The following is a 22,536-nucleotide window of genomic DNA, read 5'->3' as shown; positions in this document are numbered from 1 at the left end:
ACGCCCTTCTCCGTGTGCCCCGGCGGCCCATCGCCCGCCCGGAGCGGGCCACGCACGCGTGCACCCGTGCGGGGGACGATGACACGAAGGGCGGCAGGGCGGGTACGTAGGTTTGCATGACACCTGAGCGACCCGACCTCATGGCGCCCACGGCCACCTACCGGCTGCAGCTGCAGCCCGATTTCCCGTTCGCGGCCGCCGCGGCCGCCGTACCGTACCTGGCCTCGCTCGGCGTCTCGCACCTGCACCTGTCGCCCGTGCTGGAGGCCGTGCCCGGTTCGCTGCACGGCTACGACGTGGTCGACCCCGCGCGCGTGCGCGAGGAGCTGGGGGGCGAGGAGGGGCTGCGCGCGCTGTCCCGCACGGCGCGGGAGCACGGTCTCGGCCTGGTGGTCGACATCGTGCCCAACCACATGGCCATGGCACCGCGGCACAACCACGCCCTGTGGGAGGTGCTGCGGGAGGGCCCCAAATCGCCGTACGCGCGCTGGTTCGACATCGACTGGGAGGCGCAGGGCGGCCAGATGCTGCTGCCGGTGCTCGGGCAGCCGGTCGGCTCGGTGATCGGCGAGCTGCGCGTCGACGGCGACGTGCTGCGCTACTACGACCACGCCTTCCCGCTGCGCGAGGGCACGGGGGAACTGCCGCTGCCGCAGCTCCTGGACGCGCAGTGGTACCGGCCGGTGTGGTGGCGGCTGGCCCGCACCGAACTCAACTACCGGCGCTTCTTCAGCATCTCGGAGCTCATCGGGGTGCGGGTCGAGGACCCGGAGGTCTTCGAGGCCACGCACGCGAAGATCCTCGAGCTGCTGCGCGAGGGCGTGGTCGACGGGCTGCGCGTCGACCACCCCGACGGGCTCGCCGACCCCGACGCGTATCTGCGGCGCCTGCACGAGGCGACCGGCGGACGCTGGACGGTCGTGGAGAAGATCCTCGCGGACGGGGAGTGCCTGCCGGCCTCCTGGCCCGTCGCCGGCACCACCGGCTACGACGCCCTGCGGCACGTCGACGGCCTCTTCACGGACCCGGCGGGGTTCGGTGAACTCCTCGGCCAGTACCGGCGGTTCGCGGCCCCGCAGACGGACCGGGGAGGCGACTGGGCGGCCACGGTGCGGCGGGCGGCGTACAAGGTGATCACGCACGAGCTGGCCACCGAGATCAACCGGCTGACCCGGGTGGCGAGCAGGCTGTGCGCCACCGCCCCGGACCCGGCGCTGCGCGACCGCGCCCCATGGGCGCTGCGCACGGCGCTCCAGGAGCTGCTGGTCCGCCTCGAGGTCTACCGCCCCTACGCCTCCCAGGACGCGGCCTCGGTGGTCACCGAGGAGGCCGCCGCCGAGGCCCGGCTCGCCTTCGTCGTCCCGGAGGAGGCCGGCGCGGTCGACGTGGTGCGCGATCTGGTGCTGGGGCGGGCCGGTGACGCGACCGGGCCCGACCACGAGGAGTTCCGTACGCGGTTCGCGCAGACCGCGTCGGCGCTGCGCGCCAAGTCCGTGGAGGACACGGCGTTCTACCGCTACGTGCCGCTGCTGTCGGCGAACGAGGTGGGCGGCGACCCGGGGAACCCGGCGGTGTCCCCGGAGGACTTCCACGGCTACTGCGCGCGCGTGCAGCGCGACTGGCCGGCGACGGGGACCGTCGTCTCGACGCACGACACCAAACGCAGTGCCGACGTACGGGCGGCCCTGGCGGTGCTCACCGAGTGCCCGCAGCGGTGGGCGGACGTCCTGGCCGAGGTGACCCGCGCGGGCGAGGGCGTGCCGGACGCGCAGCTGGCGTGGGCGGCCTGGCAGACGGTGTTCGGGCTCGGGGCGGCGGCCGAGGAGCGCGTACAGCAGGCCCTGTTGAAGCATGTGCGCGAGGCGGGGCTGCTGACGAGCTGGACGGAGCAGGAGCCCGCGTACGAGGAGGCGGTGGCCGCCTTCGTCGCCGCGGGACCGTGCGGGCCTGCGGGCGAGCACGTCATCGCGCTCCGGCGGGCGCTGGAGCCGCACATCCGGGCGAACGTGCTGGGCACCGCCCTGGTCCATCTGACGATGCCGGGTGTGCCCGACGTGTACCAGGGCACCGAGGGCGAGTCCTTGGCGCTGGTGGACCCGGACAACCGGCGGCCCGTGAGCTTCCCGCCCGAGGACCCCGGCGACAAGGACGCCGTGACCGCGGCGGCGCTGCGGCTGCGCGCACGGCGGCCCGGGGCCTTCGGGGACGCGGCCACGTACACGCCGCTCGCGGCGCAGGGCCCGGCGGCGGCCCACTGTGCGGCGTTCGCGCGCTCCTCGGAGGTCGTGACGGCCGTGACGCGGCTGTCGCTGCGGCTGGCGGAGGCGGGCGGCTGGCGGGACACCCGGCTGCCGCTGCCACCGGGACGCTGGTCCGACGTACTCGCTCCGGGGCGGGAGTTCACGGGGCACGCACGCGTGGAGGAGCTCTTCGAGCGGCAGCCGGTGGCGCTCCTGGAGCGGGTCGACGCGGAGTAGGGAGGCGGGAAGCGGCGGGGAAGGGCGCCTCCGGACGGTCGTCGACGGCCGGTGCGTCGCCACGCGCGGGACGTCGTGAGCCGCGACCACCGTGCGTGGGGGCGCGCGTATCGCGCACGCCGGTGTGCGGACGGTGCGCGGCAGGGCCCGCCGGACCGGCAATGAGTGCCTCGCACACCGCCGGCCGCGAATGCATCTGGGCGCCCCCTGGAGCCTCCCCCTTGATGTCATTGACACTTCGGGGAGAGCGTGGGGTACTGCGGATTGCGATGCAGGGCGGACGTGACGGGGGTGAGTCTCCTGCCTCAGCGGCGCTATCCCACTGTGACCCAACTCATCGCGTGCGCACGGTCGTTGGCCGTTCAGAGGCCCAGCCTGTGCGCCCTGAGGAAAGTGGGAGTCTCCCGGGCCGGCAGGCCCCTGTACCTGCTGTCCGTGGGCCATGCCCGGCGGGCCGTGCTCGTCGTCGCCGGCGCCCACGCCAATGAGCCGACCGGCGCCTGCACGGTCCTCTCGCTCGCCGAACGGGTGCTGGCGGAGCGGGAGTTGCGCTGGGACACGTCCTGGCACTTCCTGCTCTGCGTGGACCCCGACGGAGCGAGCCTGCACGACACTCCGGCGCCGCGCAGCCTCTACGACTACCACCTCGGGTTCTTCCGGCCGGCCGCCGAGGAGCAGCCCGAGTGGTCGCCTTCGGTGCTGCCGGCACACCGCCTGCCGCCCGAGACGCGCGCGCTGACCAGGGTCATCGACGAGCTACGCCCCTACCTCCAGGTCACCCTGCACGGAACCGATCTGGGCGGCAGCTGGGTGCAGTTGACCAAGGACATACCGGGTCTCGCCGAGCCGTTCGCCAAGTCCGCGGCGCAGCTGCACATCCCGGTGGAGACGGGAGCCTCGGACGCCGCGGGCTGGGCCGCGTCCGGACCCGGGGTGCATGTGATGCCCGCCCCCGGCGCGGGCGCCGCCTACCCGAGCATGCCGGACGACGCGCGCCACAGCACCTGGTACGCCACGCACCGGTACGGCGGTCTGACGGCGGTGGTCGAGGTGCCGATGTGGGCGAGCGACCTGGTGGACGACCCGGCTCCGCATCCCGCGCCGGCCGCGGCGATCCGGTGGGTGGCCCGCCGGCTGCTGCGGGACGCCTTCGAGGTGGACCGCGTGCTCGCGGAGGCGCTGCCCCGGCTGGAGGGCGTGGACGGGCCGCTGCTGCGGGCCGCCCGGTGGGTGCTGGACCTGGTCCCGGGACTGGCCGCGGACTGGACCCGCACACCGCCCGCCGACAACACGATGGCGTACGTCAGCAGCGTGGACGCGTTCGGCCGCCGCCTGCCGCTGCGCGCGGCGGCCATGCTGCTACGGGTGCTGCGGCAGAGCGGCGACCGCGCGGCACCGGGTCTGGAACGGCTCGTGGCGACCTGGAGCGAGGCCTTCGCGGAGCGCTTCCGGGCGCGCTGGGTGCCGCTGGAGCACCAGGTGGAGCACCAGTCCCGCACGGTCGTCACGGCGGCGCGGTGCGCGCGCGACCGTGCGGCGTGAGCACGCCGCACGGGCTCACGCGCGCCGACCGCAGCGACACCGGCTCAGCGACACCGGCCTCAGTTGTCGAGGGCGAAGACCGACCCGGTGCGCGCGCTCATGAAGCACGCGCTGGAGAACGTCTGGGTGTAGTCGACCTTCCGGTTGCTCCACTCCCCGCGCGCGTGGACGGTCACCGGCGCGTAGACCATGGGGCAGTAGGCGTCCTTCACCGGGATCTGGGTGATGTCGCCGTCGGCCGCCGCCAGTTCGCCGCACGCCTCGGCCGCCCGTGCGTGGCCCTCGGGCGGGTCGCACAGCAGCAGGGTGTCGTGGTGGCTCGCGGCGCGGCCGTCGCCCTTGCTGACCGTGAGGTAGAGCCAGTTGTCCGGCGGGAAGTGGTGGGAGACCGCCTGCGCCGGGGCCGCGCCCGCCAGGAGGAGCGCGGCCGCGAGCAGACCGCCTCGTACCGCTTTCGCCGTGGTGCTGATCGCTTGTGTGGTGCTGGTCGTCATTCCCGATGCATCGGCACGGGCGCCTGGGAACCCCAGCCCGGCTCACCCGAACGGGAGCACGCGGGCGCGTACTGCCCGGCGAGCTCGAACGCGGCGAGCACCACGCGCGACTGGTACTCCACCTGCCGCGCGACCGGGATCCAGCGCGCGCCGATGGCGTCGCGGTAGTCGGCGCACCACTGGTCGACGAGCCGGTCCAGGTCCGGCAGCACACCGGCCGGGTCGCGGCCGGCGGCCGTCACGAGCTGGTGCAGCAGTCCCGCCGTGCGCAGCGCCAGGCGGCGCCCGGCGATGCGCAGGGCGGCCAGGTGGCCGCTGCTGAGCGGGGGCAGCGGGCGCGCGCCGTCGGCGACGTCGGGGTCCCACGCGTCGGCGAGGCCGGGGCAGACCAGTAAATAGTCGTCCACCGGGGCGAGCAGGGCGGCCGCGTCCGGCGTCCGCGCGAGGTGCGGCCGCAGCCGGGCGAGGAGCGCCTCCAGGAGCCGCGTGTCGCGGCGCAGCGCGTGGCTGACGGTGCGCAGCACCGCGGCCGCGTCGGCGGGCGGGGAGCCGTCCTCCACGGCCGCCACGCCCCACATGGGCGCCTCGACGACCGCGGTCACCGTGCCGTGCCGGTACGGGTGGAACCAGGTCGACTCGACGGCCGCCTCGGTGATGGCCGCGGCGAGGTCGCCGATGCGCGGCGGCGGGATGCGGTAGACGGCGGCGCCCAGGTTCGGCCAGTACAGCGTGTCGTAGGGGCCGAGTTCCCGCGGGATGCCGAGGCGGGCGGCGGCGCGGGCGACGCGGCCCGCGAGGCCCGGCAGGTCGTGGGTCAGCTCGACGAAGCCGCCGCCGACGTCGACGCCGTGCAGGGAGCACTGGAGGAAGGGCCGCAGTTCGTCCTGAAGTTCGAGCAGCGTGCGGGTCTCGGGCAGTGCGGCGCCCGCCGCGCCGTCGGGCAGCCACTCGGGCTGTTCGAGGAAGCCGGGCCGGAAGAAGTTCCGGAAGTACCGGCCGAGACTGTACGGGCCCTGCAGCCAGCCCTCGTTGCGGCGCAGGCCGTCGGGGTCGAGGGAGAGCAGGAGGTTCCAGGTGGCGTCGGAGCCCTCGGTGAACCGCGGGTCGGCGAGGGCGCGTTCGGCCAGTCGCAGGACGGTGCCGCCGCCGACGGGTTCGTTGGCGTGCGGCCCGGCGACGACGAGGGCCTGACGGCTGCCGTGACCGACGGAAAGCAGCCACATCGGGTTGCCCGCACGGGAGGTGCCGACGCGGCGCAGACGAGCGTCCGAAGGACGTCGGGCCACGAGTGCTGCCGCCCGCGCGCCGAGTTCGTCGACGGTCGGGTAGCGGAGGAGGGGCGGCAGGGCACACCTCCACAATGTGGTGCCGTCGTTTCACCTGATGTACATGGCGTACGCACAGTCAGTCACGACTTGGGGGGTACGTCAACACCGCGGAACGGAAACCGCTTTGGTCCATCGCAGCACGTCAACGCGATGTCATGCTCAGGCCAAAGCTATTCGGCGCAGCCGGGCGGGTTCAGTCGCAGGCGAGCCGGAACGACATCCGTCCGAAGCCGACCTGATCGCCCTCGCGCACGACCGCGGCACCGATGACCCGCCGCCCGTTCACCGTCGTGCCGTTGGTCGAACCGAGGTCGCGCAGCACCCACATGCCGCCCTGGCGGCGGAGTTCGGCGTGCACGCGGGACACGGTTTCGTGCGTGAGGCGCAGTCCGTTGGCCGGATCGCGTCCGATGCGCAGCGGATGGCCGTTGCCCGGGTGCGGCAGCAGCAGCTTGGGCAGGCGCTCGGCCTGCCAGGCCCTGCGCAGCCGTACGGTGAAGCCGGAGACCGCCTCCACGGTGCCGAACACCAGACGGGAGAGACGGTTCTCCTGGGGGAGGTCGGCGGTGAGCACGGCGAGTTCGTCGGAACGGCGGGCGGTGAGCGCCAGCTCCATGCGGCGGATGAACGTGTCGTGCGACAGCCGTCCCATGGCGACGCCGTCACGCAGGACCTTGAGCGCCTTGTCGCGCTCCGCGTCGGACAGCCGCGCGGGGTACGTGTGGAACTCGAAGGACGACGTCACGTTCGTGATTGTCGGTCAGTGAACTCCGGGTGTCCAGAAAACCGGAAAACGCCGGGCACGCACGCGTGCCCGGCGACACCCGCCGCAAAACGGCGGATGCAAAGGCGGATTGATCTCGTTTGGAGCACCATGGACGGGCTACATCACGGTGAGCAGACGAAGGGGAACCGTCCGTGCAGTTCGAGGTGTGGGCACCACAGGCCGAGCGCGTGACGCTCCAGTGCGACGACGCCACGCGCGCGCTGGAGCGCGATCCCGGACGGGAGGGGTGGTGGCGGGCGGAGGCCGAGGCGCGGGACGGCTCGCGGTACGGGTACGCACTGGACGACGGCCCCGTGCTGCCCGACCCGCGTTCGCGCCGGCAGCCGGACGGCCCCGACGGCCTGAGCGCCGTCGTCGACCACGCGCACTACGCCTGGCGCACCGAATGGGCCGGGCGCCCGCTGCCGGGTGCGGTCCTGTACGAGCTCCATGTCGGCACGTACACCCATGAGGGCACCCTGGACGCGGCCGCCGGGCGGCTCGGCCATCTCGTCGAACTGGGCGTCACCCACGTCGAGTTGATGCCTCTGTGCCCGTTCCCGGGACGGCACGGCTGGGGCTACGAGGGCGTCTCCCTGTGGGCGGTGCACGAGCCGTACGGCGGTCCCGAGGCGCTGAAACGGTTCGTCGACCGGGCGCACGAACTCGGCCTGGGCGTGGTCCTGGACGTCGTGCACAACCACCTCGGGCCCTCGGGCAACTACCTGCCCGCGTTCGGGCCGTACTTCACCGACACCCACCACACGCCGTGGGGTTCCGCCGTGAACCTCGACGCGCCGGGGTCGGACGAGGTCCGGGACTACCTGCGCGAGAGCGCCCTGTCGTGGCTGCGCGACTACCGGATCGACGGGCTGCGCCTGGACGCCGTGCACGCGCTGGCGGACACGCGCGCGTGCCACTTCCTGGAGGAGCTGTCGACGGCCGTGGACGCCCTCGCCGCCGAACTGGACCGCCCGCTGTTCCTGATCGCCGAGTCCGACCTCAACGACCCGCGGCTCATCACCGGGCGCGAGGCGGGCGGCCTCGGTCTGCACGCGCAGTGGAACGACGACTTCCACCACGCACTGCACACCGCGCTGACCGGCGAGTCGCAGGGCTACTACGGAGACTTCGCGCGCGCCCCCGTGGCGGCGCTCGCCAAGACGCTCACCGGCGGCTACTTCCACGACGGCACGTTCTCGAGCTTCCGCGGCCGGCGCCACGGACGTCCTCTGGACCGCACACGCGTGGCCGCACACCGGCTCCTCGGCTACAGCCAGACGCACGACCAGGTCGGCAACCGGGCCCTGGGGGACCGTCTGTCGGCCTCCCTATCCCCCGGTCTGCTGGCCTGCGCGGCGACGCTGGTACTGACCGCCCCCTTCACGCCGATGCTGTTCATGGGCGAGGAGTGGGCGGCGGGCACGCCCTGGCAGTTCTTCACCGACCACACGGATCCGGAGCTCGCCGAGGCCGTACGGCGCGGCAGGCGGCGGGAGTTCGCGTCGCACGGCTGGGCGGAGGAGGACGTACCGGATCCGCAGGACCCGGCGACCCGCGACCGCTCCTGCCTCGACTGGGCGGAGCCCGCCGGTGAGCCCCACGCGCGCGTGCTGGACTGGTATCGCCGCCTGATCGCGCTCCGGCACGAGCAGGCCGACCTGACCGATCCCGACCTCGCCGACATCAAGGTGGCGTACGACGAGCGGCAGCGCTGGCTCGCCTTCCGCCGCGGGGACGTCCGCGTGGCCGTGAACCTCGCCAAGGAACCCGCACAGATCCCCCTGGGCCCGCGCCACGCGCGCGTGCTCGCCGCGTGGGAGCCCGTCGAGGCGCCGGGCCCGGACGGGGGGCTGCACGTGCCCGGGGAGTCGGCCGTGGTGCTGCTGCAGGGCTGAGCCGAGTCAGACGTCGGCCTCGCCGTCCCGGAACTCCGTCACCCGCTCCAGGAGGATCGCCTCCCAGGCCCGGCGGAGCCGGAGCCGGAGCAGCGGCAGGGCGGCCGCGTCGCGGTCCTGGAGGGCTTCGGCGAGACGGACGACGGCGTCGCAGCGGGCCAGCCAGAGACCGCGCAGGCAGGGGCGTGCGCCGTAGCCGGCGAGGGTCGCGGCGCGGACGGCGGCCGGTGAGCCGACGGCACCGGCCAGCCCGGCGATGTCCTCGGCGGGGTCGCCGACGGCCGCCCCGGACCAGTCGAGGACGCCGCGCACCCGGCCGTCGGGACTGACCACGAGATGCTCGCCCCTCAGGTCGTGGTGGACGAGCACCGCGGTGCCGGACTGGGCGGCGAGCTGCACGGCGGCCGGGCCGGTGAGCTGGTGCAGACGCACGGGGTCGAACTCGTCGGCCGCGGCGAGCCGTTCGGCGGCGCGCTCGGCGGCCAGGCGCCGGGCCTCCAGGGAGCGCGGGGCGACGCGCGGGACGCCGAGGGCCTCGGCCTGCCGGGCGGGCACCTCGCGCAGCCCGGTGAGCAGCCCCGCGAGGTCGGCCTCGCCGACGGCGGACACGTCGTGCTCCTCGCCCGTGCCGCCGGGCACCTTCGTGTCCAGCGTGTACGTCAGCCCGGCCGCCCACTCCCCCTGCGCCACGCTGGTGGGCACGGCGACCTGCAGGTACGGGCGCAGCAGGTCGCGCAGACGCAGTTCGCGGCGCTGGCGGACGGCGGCCTCGCGGTCGGGGGCGAGACGCAGCACGTACCGGGTGCCGACCCACCAGGTGCCGTGCCCGCCGCCCTCGGTGACGGGCCGCACCTCGGGTCCGGCGCCGGCCGCACCGTCCTTGAGCAGGGAACTGACCAGCCGGCGGACGGTGTCCGCGGTGGGTGTCGGTGCCTGGGTCATGGTCCGCGCCGTTGTCCCTCGGGGGTCTGCTGGGGCTCCTGCTGGTCGCTCAGTCCACTATGACCATCTCGCGGGTCGTGTCGTTCAGGCGCCGCCCGCCGTCCTCGGTGACGGTGACGATGTCCTCGATGCGCACACCGAACCGGCCGGGCAGATAGATGCCGGGTTCCACGGAGAAGCACATTCCGGGCACCAGGGGCTGCTGTTCACCCTCGATCATGTACGGCGGCTCGTGCGTGGTGACGCCGATGCCGTGGCCGGTGCGGTGGATGAAGTACTCGCCGTACCCGGCGCCGGCGATCACCTCGCGGGCGGCCCGGTCGACGTCCTGGCAGGCGGCGCCCGGCCGCACCGCCCTGAAGCCCGCCTCCTGGGCCTCGCGCACCAGGTCGTGCACCCGGCGCTCCTCGTCGGTGGGCTCGCCGACGTGGACCGTACGGGAGGTGTCGGAGCCGTAGCCGTCCTTGAGGCCGCCGAAGTCCAGGACGACCATGTCGCCGTCCTCGATGACGCGGTCGCCGACCTCGTGGTGCGGATCGGCGCCGTTCGGGCCCGAGGCGACGATGGTGAAGTCGACCTGGGAGTGGCCGAACTGCCGCAGCAGATCGGCCAGGTCCGCGCCGACCTCGGATTCCCTGCGGCCGGCGAAGGGGACCTTGCGGATCTCCTCGAAGGCCGCGTCGGCGGCCGCGCCCGCGGCCGCCATCAGTTCCAGCTCCGCCGCGTCCTTGACGGCGCGCAGCATCGGCAGGGCCTCGGTGAGGGAGTCGTAGGTGGTGCCGGGCAGCGTCCGCTGCAGGCCCAGCAGGTGCATCGCCCAGGCGTTGTCGCTGACGCCGAAGCGGCCGGTGCCGGACAGGAGCGCGGCGGTCGCGGCGTAGGGGTCCTTGCCGTCGGTCCAGTCGCGCAGGTTCAGGGCGGGCGCGCCGGGCGCCTGCGCGGCGTCCGGGGCCTCCAGTGTGGGGACGACCAGGACGGGGGCCCGGCCCTGGGCGAGGACCAGCAGGGTGAGCCGTTCGGTGACCGCCGTGGGCGCGTAGCCGGTCAGCCACACCAGGTCGGGTCCGGGCGCCACCAGGAGCCCGTCGAGACCGGCGTCGGCGGCGGCCCGCGCGGCGCGGTCCATACGGGCCCGGTAGTCGTCGGCGGTGAAGGGCGCGCGCGTGCTGCCGGTCATCCGGGCCTCCCTGGGCGGTTGCAAGGACCACATAGGACTACGGGCAGCATCCTGCCCGGACAGCGGGGGCCGCGCGACCGGTCTGCGGGGCTTTCGGGCATCGTGCCGTCCATGACGTCAGCTCTCCAGGGCGAGACGGACGCCGAGGAGGAGCAGCACGCCGCCGGAGATCTGCTCCAGGCGCCGGCGCACCCCGGCGCGTGACAGCACGGTCCGCATCCGGCCGACGAACCACACGTACAGGCCGTAGTAGCCGACCTCGTAGACCGCCCAGAGGGCGGCGAGCCCGGCCATCGCCGGCAGGTGCGGGGCGCCCGCCGGCACGAACTGCGGCAGGAAGGACATGGCGAAGATCGCCGCCTTGGGGTTGGCGAGGTTCATCAGCAGCCCGGCGCGGTAGGCCGCCCAGCCGCTCTTCCCGGTGCCCTCCCAGGCGTCGCCCCCGGGCGCCCCCTTCGCCCGCCGCGCCTGCCGCAGGGCCTGGATGCCGAAGCCGGCGAGGACGACCGCGCCGGTGACGCGCAGCACGTCGTACGCCACCTCGGAGGCGGCGAGCAGCCCGGTCAGGCCGAAGGCGGCGACGACACCCCAGGTGAAGATGCCCGTCTCGTTGCCGAGCACGGTCAGGAAGCCGTCGCGTCTGCTGCGCAGCGACTGCTTGATGATCAGCACCGTGCTGGGTCCCGGCGAGGCGGCGATGAGGGTGCAGGCGCCGAGGAAGGCGAGGAGGGTGCTCAGCATGAGGGCCATCGTGGCCGGTGCCGCGGGGCAGGGCCAGTGTTTTTCCGGTGGTCACATGACGAATCCGGGTACGGCCGTCAGCCGCTGGTAGGTGCCGCTGCGGTGCCGGATCGTCAGGACGACCTCGGAGCCGGGGCGGGCGTGCGCGACGGCGCGGGCGAGGTCCGCGGCCGATGCGACGCGGGTCCCGCCGAACGCGAGGAGCACGTCGCCGCGGACCAGTCCGGCCGTGTAGCCCGGGCCGGGGACGTGGACGCCCACGATCAGTGCCCCCTTCCGGTAGGCGTCGACCGCCTCCAGGCCGAGGGTCGCGGTGGCGGGGGCCGGGGGCGCGGACGAGGCGGTGGGGGTGGGTGTGGGTGCGGCCGGGGGCGCGGAACCGGGACGAGGCGCTGCGGGCGGCCGCTGCGGTGCCTGCCGTTGCAGATCGGCGAGCTTGCTCATCCCTATCACCGTGGCGCCGACCGTCCCGATGCCGACCCCGGAGAGCACCAGAAGCGCGGCCACCAGCAGCCCGAACAACAGGGTCCTGAGCCGTCGCGCCCGCTTCCGCGCGGCGTGCGGATGCCGTACGGACGCACCGGGCCGGGTTCCGCGGCCGGGGTCCTGGCCGGGCATCGGCTTGGGCCGCAACGCAGTCTGTTCCATGGATCGCCTCCTGCTCAAGCTCTACCCGGGAGCCCCGGCGCGCGACGAGCCACGAACGAGTGAGACTGACCGGCGATCGGCACCGGCGGACGAGAGCCGGACTTCAGTTCGATGCGAGGGACGCGCGGGGCCCGCACCCGGCGTCCGGGTGCGGACCGCGCGCCGGTACCGCGTCCCCACTGCCGTACCGGCTGATCCCCTCAGAGGACGGGTACGGCGGGCGGCCGGTCCGGGAGGAAGCCGTGGGCCCGCCGGGCCAGGTAGTCGGCCTGGTAACGGTCCACCTTCCGATGCCAGTTGAGGATGCCCGACAGCCAGTTCTGCAGGTCTCCCACATAGCCGTCCATCGCCTCGCGTGCCTCCTGCGAGAGACCGAAGTCGTCGTAGACGATGGGGAGTTCGTGCGCGACGACGTGTTCGAACTGCTGCATGCGCTGGGTCATCAGGTCGTGGACGACCGAGAGGGCGGTCGGGTAGTCGATGCCGAAGAAGTTCTGCACGACGAGGATCGCGTTGTGGATCTCGCCCTCGTACTCGATCTCCTTCTGGTACGAGAAGACGTCGTTGAGCAGGCAGGCGTAGTCGATCGCGGCGTTCTCCAGCGAGCGGACGGGGCCGCTGCGGTAGACCTCGGGCGGGACGGCGGGGCCCCGGCCCATCCGGCACAGGCTCAGGGTGAGGTCGGAGCCGAAGGTGGCGCGGCGCATCTCCAGGTAGTCGACCGGGTCGGGGATGCGGTGCTGCAGCTGATTGGACAGCTCCCAGACCCAGCTCTCGGTCATCACGTTCACCGCGTTCTTGAGGGTGCGCCGGTCCTGGGGTGACATCCCCGCGGTCGTCCGCGCCCACAGGTCGGTGAGGCCGCGCTCCATGCCGTTGAGCGGGGTGACGGGCACCTCGCCGTCGACGGGCATGCAGTCCGACAGGCGCCGGGTGGTCAGCCGTGCGGCGGCCAGGTCGCGGCGGTGGCCGTACACGAGCGGGTAGTAGTCGTCGCCGTACGTCCCCCAGGCGAGCCACCGGGAACTGAGGTCGAGGACCTCGGGTGTCGCGTCCGGGTCCAGGCCCGCGGAGCACAACGGAAGGTCGTAGGCGGCGAGTTTGTCCTCGTCCCAGACGCCCTCCTGGAGCATGCCCATGGCGTGCATCCAGGCGGTGAGCCGGGGCCGGGCGGCCTCCAGGTGGGGGCTCAGCTCGACCTGGAAGGGCATGTGGAAGTCGGGCAGCAGGGACGGGCCGACCTTCTGGTACGGCACGTGCGTGTACGCGCGAAGGCGCTCCGCCCCGGCCGCCGCGAGCAGGGCGCCGACGTCGGCGGCGGAGCCGGCCGCACCGGTCAGGCCGTGCCACGGATTCCCCGACCGCGCGCGGGCGTTCATGTAGCGGCTGGAGCGCATGTGCCATTCATGGCCGCCGGACTGCCAGTCCTGCAGCCCCTGCGTGTACTTGGCGACGGCGGCGACCTCTGGCGCGGTGAGACCCAACTCCAGTGCCAGTGCGGGCACTTCGGTCAGCGCGGTGTGCTCGAACTGGTGCAGGCGGGAGGTGAGGATGTCGTTGACGGTGTCGGCGGCCTGCTGGGTGGTGCAGCCGAAGAAGGTCTCCAGGACGAGCACGCCGTTGCTGTTCTCACCCTCGTCCTCGACCTCTCGCTGGTAGGAGAACAGGTCGTTGCGCAGGTGGACGGCGTCCGCGAACGTCTCCATCAGCACCCTGAGGGGCCGCGAGCAGGCCGCGGCGGCGGGGACCTCGGCCGTCGCGTACTCCACGAGCCCCGCCGACCAGGGGGCGCCGCCCACCTTGCGGCGCATCTCGATGTACTCGACGGGGTTGGCGATGCGCCCCTCGTTGATGTTGGACAGCTCCCACAGGGATTCGTTGAGGAGGTGCTCGGTGGCGACGGCGAAGCGGCGGCGCCAGTCGGCGGACATCGCGGGCACGGTGCGCGTCCACAGGTCGGCGAGGCCCGCCTCGACCGGGTTCCGCGGCTCGGGCATCGGGGTGCCGAGGTCCATCGGCATGAACAGCGGAAGCCGGTCCAGATAGGCCTTGCCGCCCGCGCGGTCCTGGGTGCGCTTGAAGATCTCCAGGAAGTGGTCGTCGAAGAAGAAGACCCACACGTACCAGTCCGTGATCAGCGACAGGGCCGGGCCGTCGCACTCGGGATGGGTGTAGGCGCAGAGCAGTCCGTAGTCGTGGGCCTCCAGGTCGGACCGCTCCCAGATCCCGGACCCCTCCAGCATGCCCATCTCGCGTGCCCACTCGGCCGAATGGGCACGCGCCTCGTCGACGTGCGGGTTCAGCCGCGCGGGGTACGGCATGTAGAAGTGCGGGAGTTCGAAGGGCTGGTGCGTCATGGCCGGGCCCTACCCGGGGCTCTCCCGCGCCATCCGCCGGCCCGGACATGATCACACCAACGCGTGAATCGGCGGGAGTTCCCGCAGGGGCGGCCGGCAGCGGTGGCACGCCTGCCGGCCGGCCTCAGCTCCCCCGCACCGCCCGCCCCACCGCCGTCCGCAGCGCCACGAACTCCGGCAGCCCGCGGGTGCCGATCTGCTCGCGCCTGCCCGGGAGTTCGACCGGCAGGTCGAGGACGACGCCGGAGGCGGGACCCGGCGACAGGACGACGACGCGGTCGCCGACGTAGACGCTCTCGTCGATGTCGTGGGTGACGAAGACGATGGTCGCGCCGTCGGTGCGGTGGACCTCCAGGAGGAGGTCCTCCAGGTCCTCGCGGGTCTGGGCGTCCAGGGACCCGAAGGGTTCGTCCATGAGGAGCAGGGCGGGGCGGCAGACCAGGGCGCGGGCGATGGCGACGCGTTGCTGCATGCCGCCGGAGAGCTGCCAGGGGTGACGGCGGCCGGCTCCGTCGAGGCCGACGCGTTCCAGGATGCGCTCGGCCGCCGCGCGCCGCTCGGCGCGCGGCAGGCCGCGGCGGCGCAGCGGGAGCGCGACGTTGTCGCGGACGGTGAGCCAGGGGTAGAGGGAGCGGCCGTAGTCCTGGAAGACGACGGCCAGTTGGTCGGGCACGCCGGTGACCGGGGTTCCGTCGAAGGTGACGGAGCCCTCGTACGCGGGCTGCAGGCCCGCGACGGTGCGCAGCAGGGTGGACTTGCCGCAGCCCGACGGACCCACGACGCACAGGAGTTGGCCTTCCGGGACGGTGAGCGAGATGTCGTGCAGGACGGACTGGTCGCCGTAGCGCTGGCCGAGGGCGTCGAGGCGGAGCTTCATGCCGTGGTCCTTCCCCGGCCGACGAGCCGTCTCTCCACCGCCAGCAGCGCGGTGTTCAGCACGTAGCCGAGGACGCCGAGCAGGAGCAGCGCCGCCCAGACCGTGAGCAGGTCGGAGCGGGACTGGGCGTCCGTGAGGGTGAAGCCGATGCCGTCGGCGGTGCCCGGCAGCAGTTCGGAGAAGACCATGAGGATGAGGGAGAGCGAGAGACTCAGGCGCAGGCCCGCGAAGATGCGGGGCAGCGCGGAGGGCAGGAGCAGGAACCACAGCCGTTCGACGGGGTTCAGGCGCAGCACGGCGGCCACGTCGAGCCGGAGCGGATCGGTGCCGCGCGCCCCCTCCGCCGTGTTGATCAGGACCGGCCAGACGGCGCTGAAGGCGATCGAGGCGATCTGCATCGGCGTTCCGAGGGCGAAGACGACGACGAAGACGGGCACGAGCGCGGGCGGCGGAACGGCCCGCGCGAACTGCAGTACGGGATTGCACAGCGCGTACGCCCACCGCGACCGCCCGACCGCGAGACCCAGCGCGATCCCGGTGACGGCGGCGATCCCGAACCCGGCCGCCATCCGCCCGAGGCTGGGCAGGATGTCGGCCACGGCGGCGTCGGTGAGGAACAGCCGGCCGACGGTTCCGGAGAACCACAACTCGTGTGCGCGACCGGCGATTTGGCCCGGCGGCGGGAAGTACACGCTCCCGTGGGCCTGGGCCGCCACCTGCCACAGGGCCACCGCCACGGCGAGCACCACGAGACGCAGCAGGACGTGACCGCCGGCGCGCCCGGCGGTCATCGGCCCTCGCGCCGCGTTCCGCGCCGGCGCGGCGGCCCCCTTCACTGCCGCCCCCCGCGTCCGCCGGCCCGTCGCTCCGGCGTCCAGGGGAACAGCCGGCGCTCGCCCCACACCAGGACGCCGTTGATGACGAGGCCGAGGACGCCCGCCCAGACCACGCCGGCCAGGACGTCCCGGGTGCCGTCGGTGGCCAGGCCCGCCTGGGCGATGAAGATGCCGAGCCCCTCCCCGAAGCCGGAGAGGAGTTCGGTGGCGACGGCGAGGATGAGCGCCACGGCCGCCGAGATGCGGATGCCGGCGGCGATGAACGGTGCTGTGCCCGGCAGTTCGACCCGAAGCAGCACCGAGAGCCGGCCGAAGCCGAAGGCGCGCAGGGTGTCCTTGGCGAGCGGGTCGGTCTCGCCGAGGCCGTAGACGGTGTTGAACAGGACGGGCCAGACGCACGCGTACGTGATCAGGGCGACCTTGGTCTCGGTGCCGGTGCCGAGGAGCAGGGAGACCAGCGGGATCAGCGCGACCGACGGCAGCGGCCGCAGGAACTCCACGACCACGCGGACGGCGGAGTCGACGAGCGGCACGCTGCCGAGCAGCAGCCCGAGCGGGACGGCGATCGCGACGGAGAGGCCGAGCCCCAGGGCCCATGCCTTCAAGGTGGCACCGACCCCGTCCAGGAAGGCCCGGTCGCCACCCAACTCCACGGCGCGGGCGAGGACTTCGGAAGCCGGCGGCAGATAGCTGCGGCGGACGACGCCCGCGCGGCCGACCGCCTCGCAGGCGCCGAACGCCAGCAGCACGCCGAGCAGCCCCAGCCACAGTTCATGACGCCGTCTCAGCCGCTTCACCTGGCGTTCGGCCGCTTCATGTGACCAGCAGTGTCGCCGGGTCGAGCTTCTTCTTCAACAACCCCTGCTTCAGCATGAGTTCGGTCAGCCGCCGCAGTTGCGCCGGGTCGGTGGTGGCCGGATACACCGGCAGCTGGATCTTCTGCGCCTGGTCGGCGGTCACCTTGGTGTACTTGGGCAGTTCCTCGCGTACGGCATTCGGGTCCTGCGTCGCGATCTTCGACGCCGCCTCGATGGCGCGCCGGAAGGCGGCCGCCTCCTTGGCGTGCCCGGCGGCGAACTTCTGCGTGGTGACGTATCCGCTGATGGGCAGCGACTGGACGGGCGCCGAGCCGCCGTCCAGCAGCACCTTCGCCTTCAAGTCGCCCTGGATCGCGCTGTCGAAGGGCTCCACCGCGTGCACGGCGTCGACCTGGTCGCGTTCCAGGGCGGGCCCCATCTGCGGGAAGGCGATCTGCCGGTAGACGGGCCGGCCGACACCCTTGGCGTCGAGGATCGCGTTCAGGGTCAGCGACTGGATGTTGTTGAGGATGTTGACGGCGACCTTCTTGCCCGCGAGGTCGGCGACGCTCTTGACTGCGGAGTCCTTCGGCACCAGGACGTCCATCATGTGCGGCGCGACCCGTACGCCCTCGGCGAGGATGCGGACGTCGAGGGTGCCCTTCTCGTCGGCCTGGAGGAAGGTCACGTAGTTCGCGCTCGCGATCACGTCGACCTGGCCGTTGGCGAGGGCGGGCAGTGCCTGGATGCTCTGCTGGACCGGCTGGATCGTGACGTCCAGCCCTTCCTTCTTGAACAGCCCGCGATCCCGGGCGAGATAGAGCGCCGCCGAGTCGGTCAGCGGCAGTGCGGCCACTCTCAGCTTCGTGTGTCCGGCGCCTGTGGACGCGGAGTCGCCCTTGTCGTCACCGCAGGCTGCGAGGAGCAGGGTCAGGGCGGTCAGGACGACCGCCGGTCGTGCGATGCCCGGCCGTAATCGACGTAACGCCATACGGGCATGATTACCAAAGATTTGTCATGATCACTACAGAGTGATCGGTACAACCGTCAATCTTTGGAGAAAAACGAAAGGGCTTCCGCGGCCGTCCACGCGAGCGCGTCCGGCAGCGCGTCGGCGGCCACCGGCAGCCACAGCGAGCAGGAGGAGAGCCCGGCGTCGGCCAGGGCTGCCAGCTCCTCCCGTACGCTCTCGGCGCTCGCGTCCGCACCTCCCAGCGGGCGCCCCGGCAGCCGCACGGCCGGGGCGAAACCCGGCGGCACGAGGAAGAGGCCCGCCGTCAGGCCCAGGCTCCGCGGGTCACGTCCGGCCTGCTCGCCGAGGGCGACGAGCCGTTCTGCCACCGACTTGAGCCCGGCGGCGTCGACCCCCGAGCCGTGCCAGGCGTCCGCGTACCGCAGCGCCCTGCGCAGCGCCGCGTCGCTCTGCCCGCCGACCCATACGGCCGGTCCACCCTCGGTGCGCGGCAGCACTCCGAGCCGTGCCGGGCCTTCGCCCCGCCACAACTCCCGTACGGCGGCAAGCTGTTCGTCCGCACGCCGGCCCCGTCCCGCGAAGGGCACGCCGACGGCCGCGTACTCCTGCGTGTCCCAGCCGGTGCCGACGCCCAGCGTGAAGCGGCCGCCGGAGAGGCGGTCGAGGGTGGCGGTCTGGTGGGCGAGGACGACCGGGTTGTACAGCGGCAGCACGAGCACGCTGGTCACCAGCCCGATCCGCTCGGTCGCGCCGGCCACGGCGGACAGCGTGACCAGGGGGTCGGGGGTCACCCCCAGATCGCCCGCGACCGCGTGGCCGCTCGCGAAGACGTGGTCGAAGCCGAGCTCCTCGGCCTTGCGCGCGGTCGCCAGGACCCCGTCGATCTCGGTCTCCCGTGCGGGCCACAGACGGTGCGGTGCCACTCCGATACGCAACATGTCGTTCCGTTCCCCTCGCCCGGCGACGCTGACACAGGGGCCAACACCGCTGCCGCCGCGGGCATGCCCGCCGCGCGCTCCCTTGCCGCGTGCGCGTCCGCCACGCCACCGTGGTCGCATGAATGTGCGCGAGGCCCCGCCGGTCCCGGACGTCTTCGACCCGCGGCAGTACGCCGCCGGGGTGCCCCATGCCGCCTACCGCGTCCTGCGCGACCACCACCCCGTGGCCTGGCAGGACGAGTACGAGGTGCTGGGCTGGCCGGCCGGCCCCGGCTTCTGGGCGGTGACCCGGCACACGGACGTCGTCCGTGTCCTCAAGGACTCGGCGACGTACTCCTCGTATCTCGGCGCGACCCAGATCCGCGATCCCGACCCGGCCGACCTGCCCTTCATCCGGCGCATGATGCTCAATCAGGACCCGCCCGCACACGGAAGGTTGAGGCGACTGGTCAGCCGGGCTTTCACCCCGGGGCGCATCGACCGATTCACGGCCGTCGCGCGGGAGCGGGCGCGGACGCTGTTCGCGCGGGCACTGCGGGACGCCCGCGCGAAGGACGGGAGTGTCGACCTCGTCGGCGCCGTGACCGACGACTACGCCCTGCTCAACCTCTCCGACCTGCTCGGCGTCCCGGACAGCGACCGCGGGCTGCTGCTGCACTGGACGCAGCGGGTCATCGGCTACCAGGACCCGGACGAGGCCGGCCCGCCCGTGCTCGACGCGGCGGGGATGCCGGTCAACCCCCGCTCCCCCGCGATGCTCCGGGACATGTTCGACTACGCCCGGCAGCTCGCCGCGCACAAACGCCGGCACCCCGCCGACGACGTACTGACGACTCTCGCGCACGAGCCCGAACTCGCCGACGCCGAACTGGAGATGTTCTTCTTCCTGCTCACCGTCGCGGGCAACGACACCGTCCGCAGCGCGGGCCCCGGCGGACTGCTCACCCTGGCGGAGCACCCGGAGGCGTACGACGCGCTCCGCACGGGCAAGGCGGAACTCCCCACCGCGGTAGACGAGTTGCTGCGACGGCATCCACCCGTACTCACCTTCCGCCGCACGGCCGGCCAGGACACCGAACTGGCGGGCCGGCTCATCCGCGCCGGTGACAAGGTGGTCGTCTTCCACGCCTCCGCCAACCACGACGAACGGGTCTTCGCCGCGCCGGACCGCCTCGACCTCTCCCGCAGCCCGAACCCGCACGTCTCCTTCGGGGACGGCCCGCACGTATGCCTGGGCGCGCACTTCGCACGCCTGCAGCTGCGGGTGCTCTACGAGGAGGCGTTGCGCACGCTGCCGGTGTTGCGCACGGCGGGTCCGGCGAGACGGCTGACGTCCAACTTCATCAATGGCATCAAATCCCTGCCGGTACACATCACTTGAGTCTCAGTCAGGTGCGGACCTGGACGAGCGCGTGCGTGCCGCCGGTCCGCCACCGCTGCCCTTCGGCCGCCACCAGCGCGGCCTCAGTCTCGGGGTCCAGGCCCGTGATCACGTCCGACTTCAGGGTGCGCAGCGCGGCGACCGGACCGGGGAAGTGCGCGGTGACGGCCCGGAAGGGAGTGGTCGGCGGCCACAGCCGATCGCCCACCAGACGACGGTAGTTGAGGTCGCCCTTCACGATCGTCACCGTGGCCGCGGCGAGTTCCGCGCGGAGGTCGCCGGGCATGTCCGCGTACGGCAGCGGTCCGCCGGAGAAAGGGTGGGCGCGCAGGACGAGGCGGCCGTCCGTCATCGCCGCCCACAGCATGCGGCCGTACTCGACCGCGGCGCCCTGGGCCTCGGTCAGCCTGCGCAGCGCGTCGAGCACGTCGGCCGTCGTCGCGTCGGAGACGTAGTAGGGGTACGGCTTGATGTGCAGCACGGCGCGCGCGATGCGCCCGCGCTCCAGGAGATGGGCGATGAGCAGCAGATCGGGGATGAGTTCACGGCCCGCGTTGTCCGCGATCAGGCACAGGGTGCCCGCGCCGGACGGCGGGAGCAGCGACCACAGGACCGAGCTGTCGTCGGCGACCAGGCCCGGTGCGGCCTCCGCGCCGCTCGCGTCCCCGGCGGAGAGGCGGAAGCCGAGGTCGGCACGGTTGCCCCAGAGCGAGCCGTACAGCAGGGCCCGGTCCTGGTCCCCGGCGGAGAGCGAGTCCAGGGCGGCCAGTTCCTCGTCCGTCTCCGCGGAGTCCAGCTCGGCCAGCTTGAACGGGCGGAACGGGTCGATGCCCTGCCAGGGCCCCCTACCGAAGTAGCCGACCGCCTCCAGCAGTTGGCGGTAGAAGTAGCTCTCCGACCAGAGCCAGGGAATGTCGTACCAGGAACGGCCGGTGTACTCGGCCGCGCCCCACTCCAGCCAGCGCTCCCGGTCGTGGGCGTCGGCGGGCAGCGGTTCGACCACGCCCTTGGTGCAGCTCGCGAGGAGTGCGTCGAGCGCACGATGCTGGGCGGGGCCGTACGGGAACGCCTCCCGCACCTGCCGGATGATCGCGGGGTGCCGCTCGGCGAGCACGCTGTGCGGGAACGAACCGGGCTCGTTGCCCAGGATCACGGGCGCGGACGGGATGTCGGACATGTGCCTCACCCTAGGGCCTGCGTCCCCTGTGGGCCTGTGTCAGGCGATCACCCGTCTCAGGCGATCCTGATCTCCCTCTCCAGCCGCGCGGCGAGGTTCAGATAGCGGGCCCGGCGGGTCACCGGGACCAGGCCGCGGATCATGACGTACCACATCTCGGCCAGTCTGCGGGGCTGGCGGGCGACGGGTTCGAGGGAGCGGCTCACGACGCGGGTGCCGACGTAGAAGCTGACGAGGGAGTGGGCGACGGCGTCGACGTCGATGTCCGTGTGGAGGTCCGACTCCTTGACTGCGCCGAGGAGTTTGCGGCCGGCCACGTCCCGGAACTCGGTGAACGGATGCTTGAGCGGCGGCCTTACGGCGACTCCCCCGGTGGTGAGCCGCAGCCCGGCGCGCGGTATCGGGCCCTCGACGGAGAGCCGGGCCATGCCGAAGGTGATGCGCATCAGGGTCTCGAGCGAGGAGTAGCCCTGGGCGTCCAGATCCCCCTCCACCTCACGCAGCGCCCTGGACTGCAACTCCATGATCGCGTGGGCCAGGTCCTCCTTGGCCGCGAAGTGGAAGTACAGGGCACCCTTGGTCACTTGGGCGTGTTCGACGATGTCGCTGAGGCTGGTCGACTCGTAGCCGTGACGGTCGAACAGGTCTGCTGCGGCCGTGATGATCGTCGCGCGGGTCTGCTCGGCTCGTAACTGCCTCGCCATCGACTGAACACTCCTGAGGCTGGAAAGAACGGGGCGTGCTGTTTTTTGTCACTCCCCGTGTACGATATCCCACCCATTTGTGGGGGTCCACAGCACCCCCGAAGAGGGCGAAATCGCCTTGGGCGCACCGGACTTCCCTGCACGCACCGTCCCCCTCGACGACCTCGGTCCGGGGGGGTCCGTCCAGCTCGGCGTGCTGATGGGAGGGGGCACGAAGGGGCGCGGACGAGCGGGGGCCGGAGGTGCTGACCGAGGCGGTCCGGCGGGCCGCCTTCGAGAGGAGCATGTCCGGAACGTGACCCGTTGAGCAATCGAAGAAAACAGGATGGCCGGTATTTGATCGAGGTGCCCGGCGTCCAGGGCGTCCGGGCGGCGCGAGTCGGCGCGGGGACACGTGTAACTCATGCATTCGTGGCGGCAGTTCGCACAGTCTGGACCGGCGGGCCCCGGCCTTCTCCGGATCGGCCGTCAAGGACGGTTGAG

At 72.8% G+C, this 22,536-nt stretch carries 19 protein-coding genes; 4 read left to right on the top strand and 15 right to left on the bottom strand.

Going from position 1 to position 22,536, the window contains the following annotated elements; all coding sequences use genetic code 11:
* Positions 1 to 116: 116 nt before the first annotated feature.
* The gene (gene treY, locus ACIBN2_RS07185) at positions 117 to 2,477 is read left to right on the top strand and encodes a malto-oligosyltrehalose synthase (protein ID WP_399133207.1); all 2,361 of its coding nucleotides are present in this window, start codon (positions 117 to 119) and stop codon (positions 2,475 to 2,477) included.
* 291 nt (positions 2,478 to 2,768) lie between these two features.
* Entirely contained in the window at positions 2,769 to 4,019 is a 1,251-nt protein-coding gene (locus ACIBN2_RS07180) for a M14 family zinc carboxypeptidase (protein WP_399133206.1), read from the top strand.
* Between the two features lie 59 nt (positions 4,020 to 4,078).
* Here the strand turns inward: ACIBN2_RS07180 and ACIBN2_RS07175 are convergent, their stop codons facing one another.
* From ACIBN2_RS07175 to ACIBN2_RS07165, 3 genes are all read right to left on the bottom strand, one after another.
* Positions 4,079 to 4,513, bottom strand: a complete 435-nt coding sequence (locus ACIBN2_RS07175; RefSeq protein WP_399133205.1) for an SSI family serine proteinase inhibitor — start codon at positions 4,511 to 4,513, stop codon at positions 4,079 to 4,081.
* Positions 4,510 to 5,874, bottom strand: a complete 1,365-nt coding sequence (locus tag ACIBN2_RS07170) for a M14 family zinc carboxypeptidase (RefSeq protein ID WP_399133204.1) — start codon at positions 5,872 to 5,874, stop codon at positions 4,510 to 4,512. The genes ACIBN2_RS07175 and ACIBN2_RS07170 overlap by 4 nt, the downstream gene beginning before the upstream one ends.
* Positions 5,875 to 6,034: 160 nt before the next feature.
* Entirely contained in the window at positions 6,035 to 6,586 is a 552-nt protein-coding gene (locus ACIBN2_RS07165) for an FHA domain-containing protein (protein ID WP_399133203.1), read from the bottom strand.
* 173 nt (positions 6,587 to 6,759) lie between these two features.
* On the opposite strand from ACIBN2_RS07165, the gene treZ reads away from it, so the two are divergent.
* Complete coding sequence (gene treZ, locus ACIBN2_RS07160) at positions 6,760 to 8,505, top strand: malto-oligosyltrehalose trehalohydrolase (RefSeq protein WP_399133202.1); 1,746 nt, start codon at positions 6,760 to 6,762, stop codon at positions 8,503 to 8,505.
* Between the two features lie 6 nt (positions 8,506 to 8,511).
* On the opposite strand, the gene ACIBN2_RS07155 is transcribed toward treZ, so the two are convergent.
* The 10 genes from ACIBN2_RS07155 to ACIBN2_RS07110 all read right to left on the bottom strand — a co-directional run bounded on the left by ACIBN2_RS07155 (position 8,512) and on the right by ACIBN2_RS07110 (position 18,791).
* The gene (locus tag ACIBN2_RS07155) at positions 8,512 to 9,447 is read right to left on the bottom strand and encodes an aminoglycoside phosphotransferase family protein (protein WP_399133201.1); all 936 of its coding nucleotides are present in this window, start codon (positions 9,445 to 9,447) and stop codon (positions 8,512 to 8,514) included.
* A 49-nt stretch (positions 9,448 to 9,496) separates the two neighbouring features.
* Complete coding sequence (locus ACIBN2_RS07150) at positions 9,497 to 10,624, bottom strand: aminopeptidase P family protein (RefSeq protein WP_399133200.1); 1,128 nt, start codon at positions 10,622 to 10,624, stop codon at positions 9,497 to 9,499.
* Between the two features lie 117 nt (positions 10,625 to 10,741).
* Complete coding sequence (locus tag ACIBN2_RS07145; protein WP_399133199.1) at positions 10,742 to 11,365, bottom strand: LysE family translocator; 624 nt, start codon at positions 11,363 to 11,365, stop codon at positions 10,742 to 10,744.
* Between the two features lie 51 nt (positions 11,366 to 11,416).
* Positions 11,417 to 12,013, bottom strand: coding sequence for a PDZ domain-containing protein (locus ACIBN2_RS07140; RefSeq protein ID WP_399133198.1), 597 nt, complete (start codon positions 12,011 to 12,013; stop codon positions 11,417 to 11,419).
* A 200-nt stretch (positions 12,014 to 12,213) separates the two neighbouring features.
* Positions 12,214 to 14,370 (bottom strand): germacradienol/geosmin synthase Cyc2, encoded by a 2,157-nt coding sequence (gene cyc2, locus ACIBN2_RS07135; RefSeq protein WP_399133197.1) that lies wholly within the window; start codon positions 14,368 to 14,370, stop codon positions 12,214 to 12,216.
* Between the two features lie 124 nt (positions 14,371 to 14,494).
* Positions 14,495 to 15,247, bottom strand: coding sequence for an ABC transporter ATP-binding protein (locus ACIBN2_RS07130; RefSeq protein ID WP_399133196.1), 753 nt, complete (start codon positions 15,245 to 15,247; stop codon positions 14,495 to 14,497).
* Positions 15,244 to 16,038 (bottom strand): ABC transporter permease, encoded by a 795-nt coding sequence (locus ACIBN2_RS07125; protein ID WP_399133195.1) that lies wholly within the window; start codon positions 16,036 to 16,038, stop codon positions 15,244 to 15,246. Before ACIBN2_RS07125 ends, ACIBN2_RS07130 begins: the two co-directional genes overlap by 4 nt.
* Positions 16,039 to 16,079: 41 nt before the next feature.
* Positions 16,080 to 16,880, bottom strand: coding sequence for an ABC transporter permease (locus ACIBN2_RS07120; protein WP_399133194.1), 801 nt, complete (start codon positions 16,878 to 16,880; stop codon positions 16,080 to 16,082).
* Between the two features lie 16 nt (positions 16,881 to 16,896).
* On the bottom strand, positions 16,897 to 17,871 hold the full coding sequence (locus ACIBN2_RS07115; RefSeq protein WP_399133193.1) for an ABC transporter substrate-binding protein: 975 nt from the start codon (positions 17,869 to 17,871) through the stop codon (positions 16,897 to 16,899).
* Positions 17,872 to 17,927: 56 nt separating this feature from the next.
* Positions 17,928 to 18,791 (bottom strand): TIGR03619 family F420-dependent LLM class oxidoreductase, encoded by an 864-nt coding sequence (locus ACIBN2_RS07110; protein WP_399133192.1) that lies wholly within the window; start codon positions 18,789 to 18,791, stop codon positions 17,928 to 17,930.
* 118 nt (positions 18,792 to 18,909) lie between these two features.
* On the opposite strand from ACIBN2_RS07110, the gene ACIBN2_RS07105 reads away from it, so the two are divergent.
* Positions 18,910 to 20,172, top strand: a complete 1,263-nt coding sequence (locus ACIBN2_RS07105) for a cytochrome P450 (protein ID WP_399133191.1) — start codon at positions 18,910 to 18,912, stop codon at positions 20,170 to 20,172.
* Between the two features lie 7 nt (positions 20,173 to 20,179).
* On the opposite strand, the gene ACIBN2_RS07100 is transcribed toward ACIBN2_RS07105, so the two are convergent.
* Together ACIBN2_RS07100 and ACIBN2_RS07095 are read right to left on the bottom strand one after the other, a co-directional pair.
* Positions 20,180 to 21,349 carry a damage-control phosphatase ARMT1 family protein gene (locus ACIBN2_RS07100; protein WP_399133190.1) on the bottom strand — a complete coding sequence of 390 codons (1,170 nt, stop codon included), beginning with the start codon at positions 21,347 to 21,349 and terminating at the stop codon, positions 20,180 to 20,182.
* 56 nt (positions 21,350 to 21,405) lie between these two features.
* Complete coding sequence (locus ACIBN2_RS07095) at positions 21,406 to 22,053, bottom strand: ScbR family autoregulator-binding transcription factor (protein WP_399133189.1); 648 nt, start codon at positions 22,051 to 22,053, stop codon at positions 21,406 to 21,408.
* Positions 22,054 to 22,536 lie beyond the last annotated feature (483 nt).

This window comes from Streptomyces sp. NPDC050534, from assembly GCF_044457745.1.
Classification (GTDB): domain Bacteria; phylum Actinomycetota; class Actinomycetes; order Streptomycetales; family Streptomycetaceae; genus Streptomyces.
Note: the sequence above shows the minus strand (reverse complement) of the source record. Positions and strands in the feature narration are given on the sequence as shown.

What these genes read in the sequence shown, in the direction of transcription:
- treY (WP_399133207.1), top strand. Translation starts at nt 117, where the DNA reads ATGACACCTGAGCGACCCGACCTCATGGCGCCCACGGCCACCTACCGG.
- ACIBN2_RS07175 (WP_399133205.1), bottom strand. Translation starts at nt 4,513, where the DNA reads ATGACGACCAGCACCACACAAGCGATCAGCACCACGGCGAAAGCGGTA.
- ACIBN2_RS07155 (WP_399133201.1), bottom strand. Translation starts at nt 9,447, where the DNA reads ATGACCCAGGCACCGACACCCACCGCGGACACCGTCCGCCGGCTGGTC.
- ACIBN2_RS07150 (WP_399133200.1), bottom strand. Translation starts at nt 10,624, where the DNA reads ATGACCGGCAGCACGCGCGCGCCCTTCACCGCCGACGACTACCGGGCC.
- ACIBN2_RS07145 (WP_399133199.1), bottom strand. Translation starts at nt 11,365, where the DNA reads ATGCTGAGCACCCTCCTCGCCTTCCTCGGCGCCTGCACCCTCATCGCC.
- ACIBN2_RS07140 (WP_399133198.1), bottom strand. Translation starts at nt 12,013, where the DNA reads ATGGAACAGACTGCGTTGCGGCCCAAGCCGATGCCCGGCCAGGACCCC.
- cyc2 (WP_399133197.1), bottom strand. Translation starts at nt 14,370, where the DNA reads ATGACGCACCAGCCCTTCGAACTCCCGCACTTCTACATGCCGTACCCC.
- ACIBN2_RS07130 (WP_399133196.1), bottom strand. Translation starts at nt 15,247, where the DNA reads ATGAAGCTCCGCCTCGACGCCCTCGGCCAGCGCTACGGCGACCAGTCC.
- ACIBN2_RS07125 (WP_399133195.1), bottom strand. Translation starts at nt 16,038, where the DNA reads ATGACCGCCGGGCGCGCCGGCGGTCACGTCCTGCTGCGTCTCGTGGTG.
- ACIBN2_RS07115 (WP_399133193.1), bottom strand. Translation starts at nt 17,871, where the DNA reads ATGGCGTTACGTCGATTACGGCCGGGCATCGCACGACCGGCGGTCGTC.
- ACIBN2_RS07110 (WP_399133192.1), bottom strand. Translation starts at nt 18,791, where the DNA reads ATGTTGCGTATCGGAGTGGCACCGCACCGTCTGTGGCCCGCACGGGAG.
- ACIBN2_RS07105 (WP_399133191.1), top strand. Translation starts at nt 18,910, where the DNA reads ATGAATGTGCGCGAGGCCCCGCCGGTCCCGGACGTCTTCGACCCGCGG.
- ACIBN2_RS07100 (WP_399133190.1), bottom strand. Translation starts at nt 21,349, where the DNA reads ATGTCCGACATCCCGTCCGCGCCCGTGATCCTGGGCAACGAGCCCGGT.
- ACIBN2_RS07095 (WP_399133189.1), bottom strand. Translation starts at nt 22,053, where the DNA reads ATGGCGAGGCAGTTACGAGCCGAGCAGACCCGCGCGACGATCATCACG.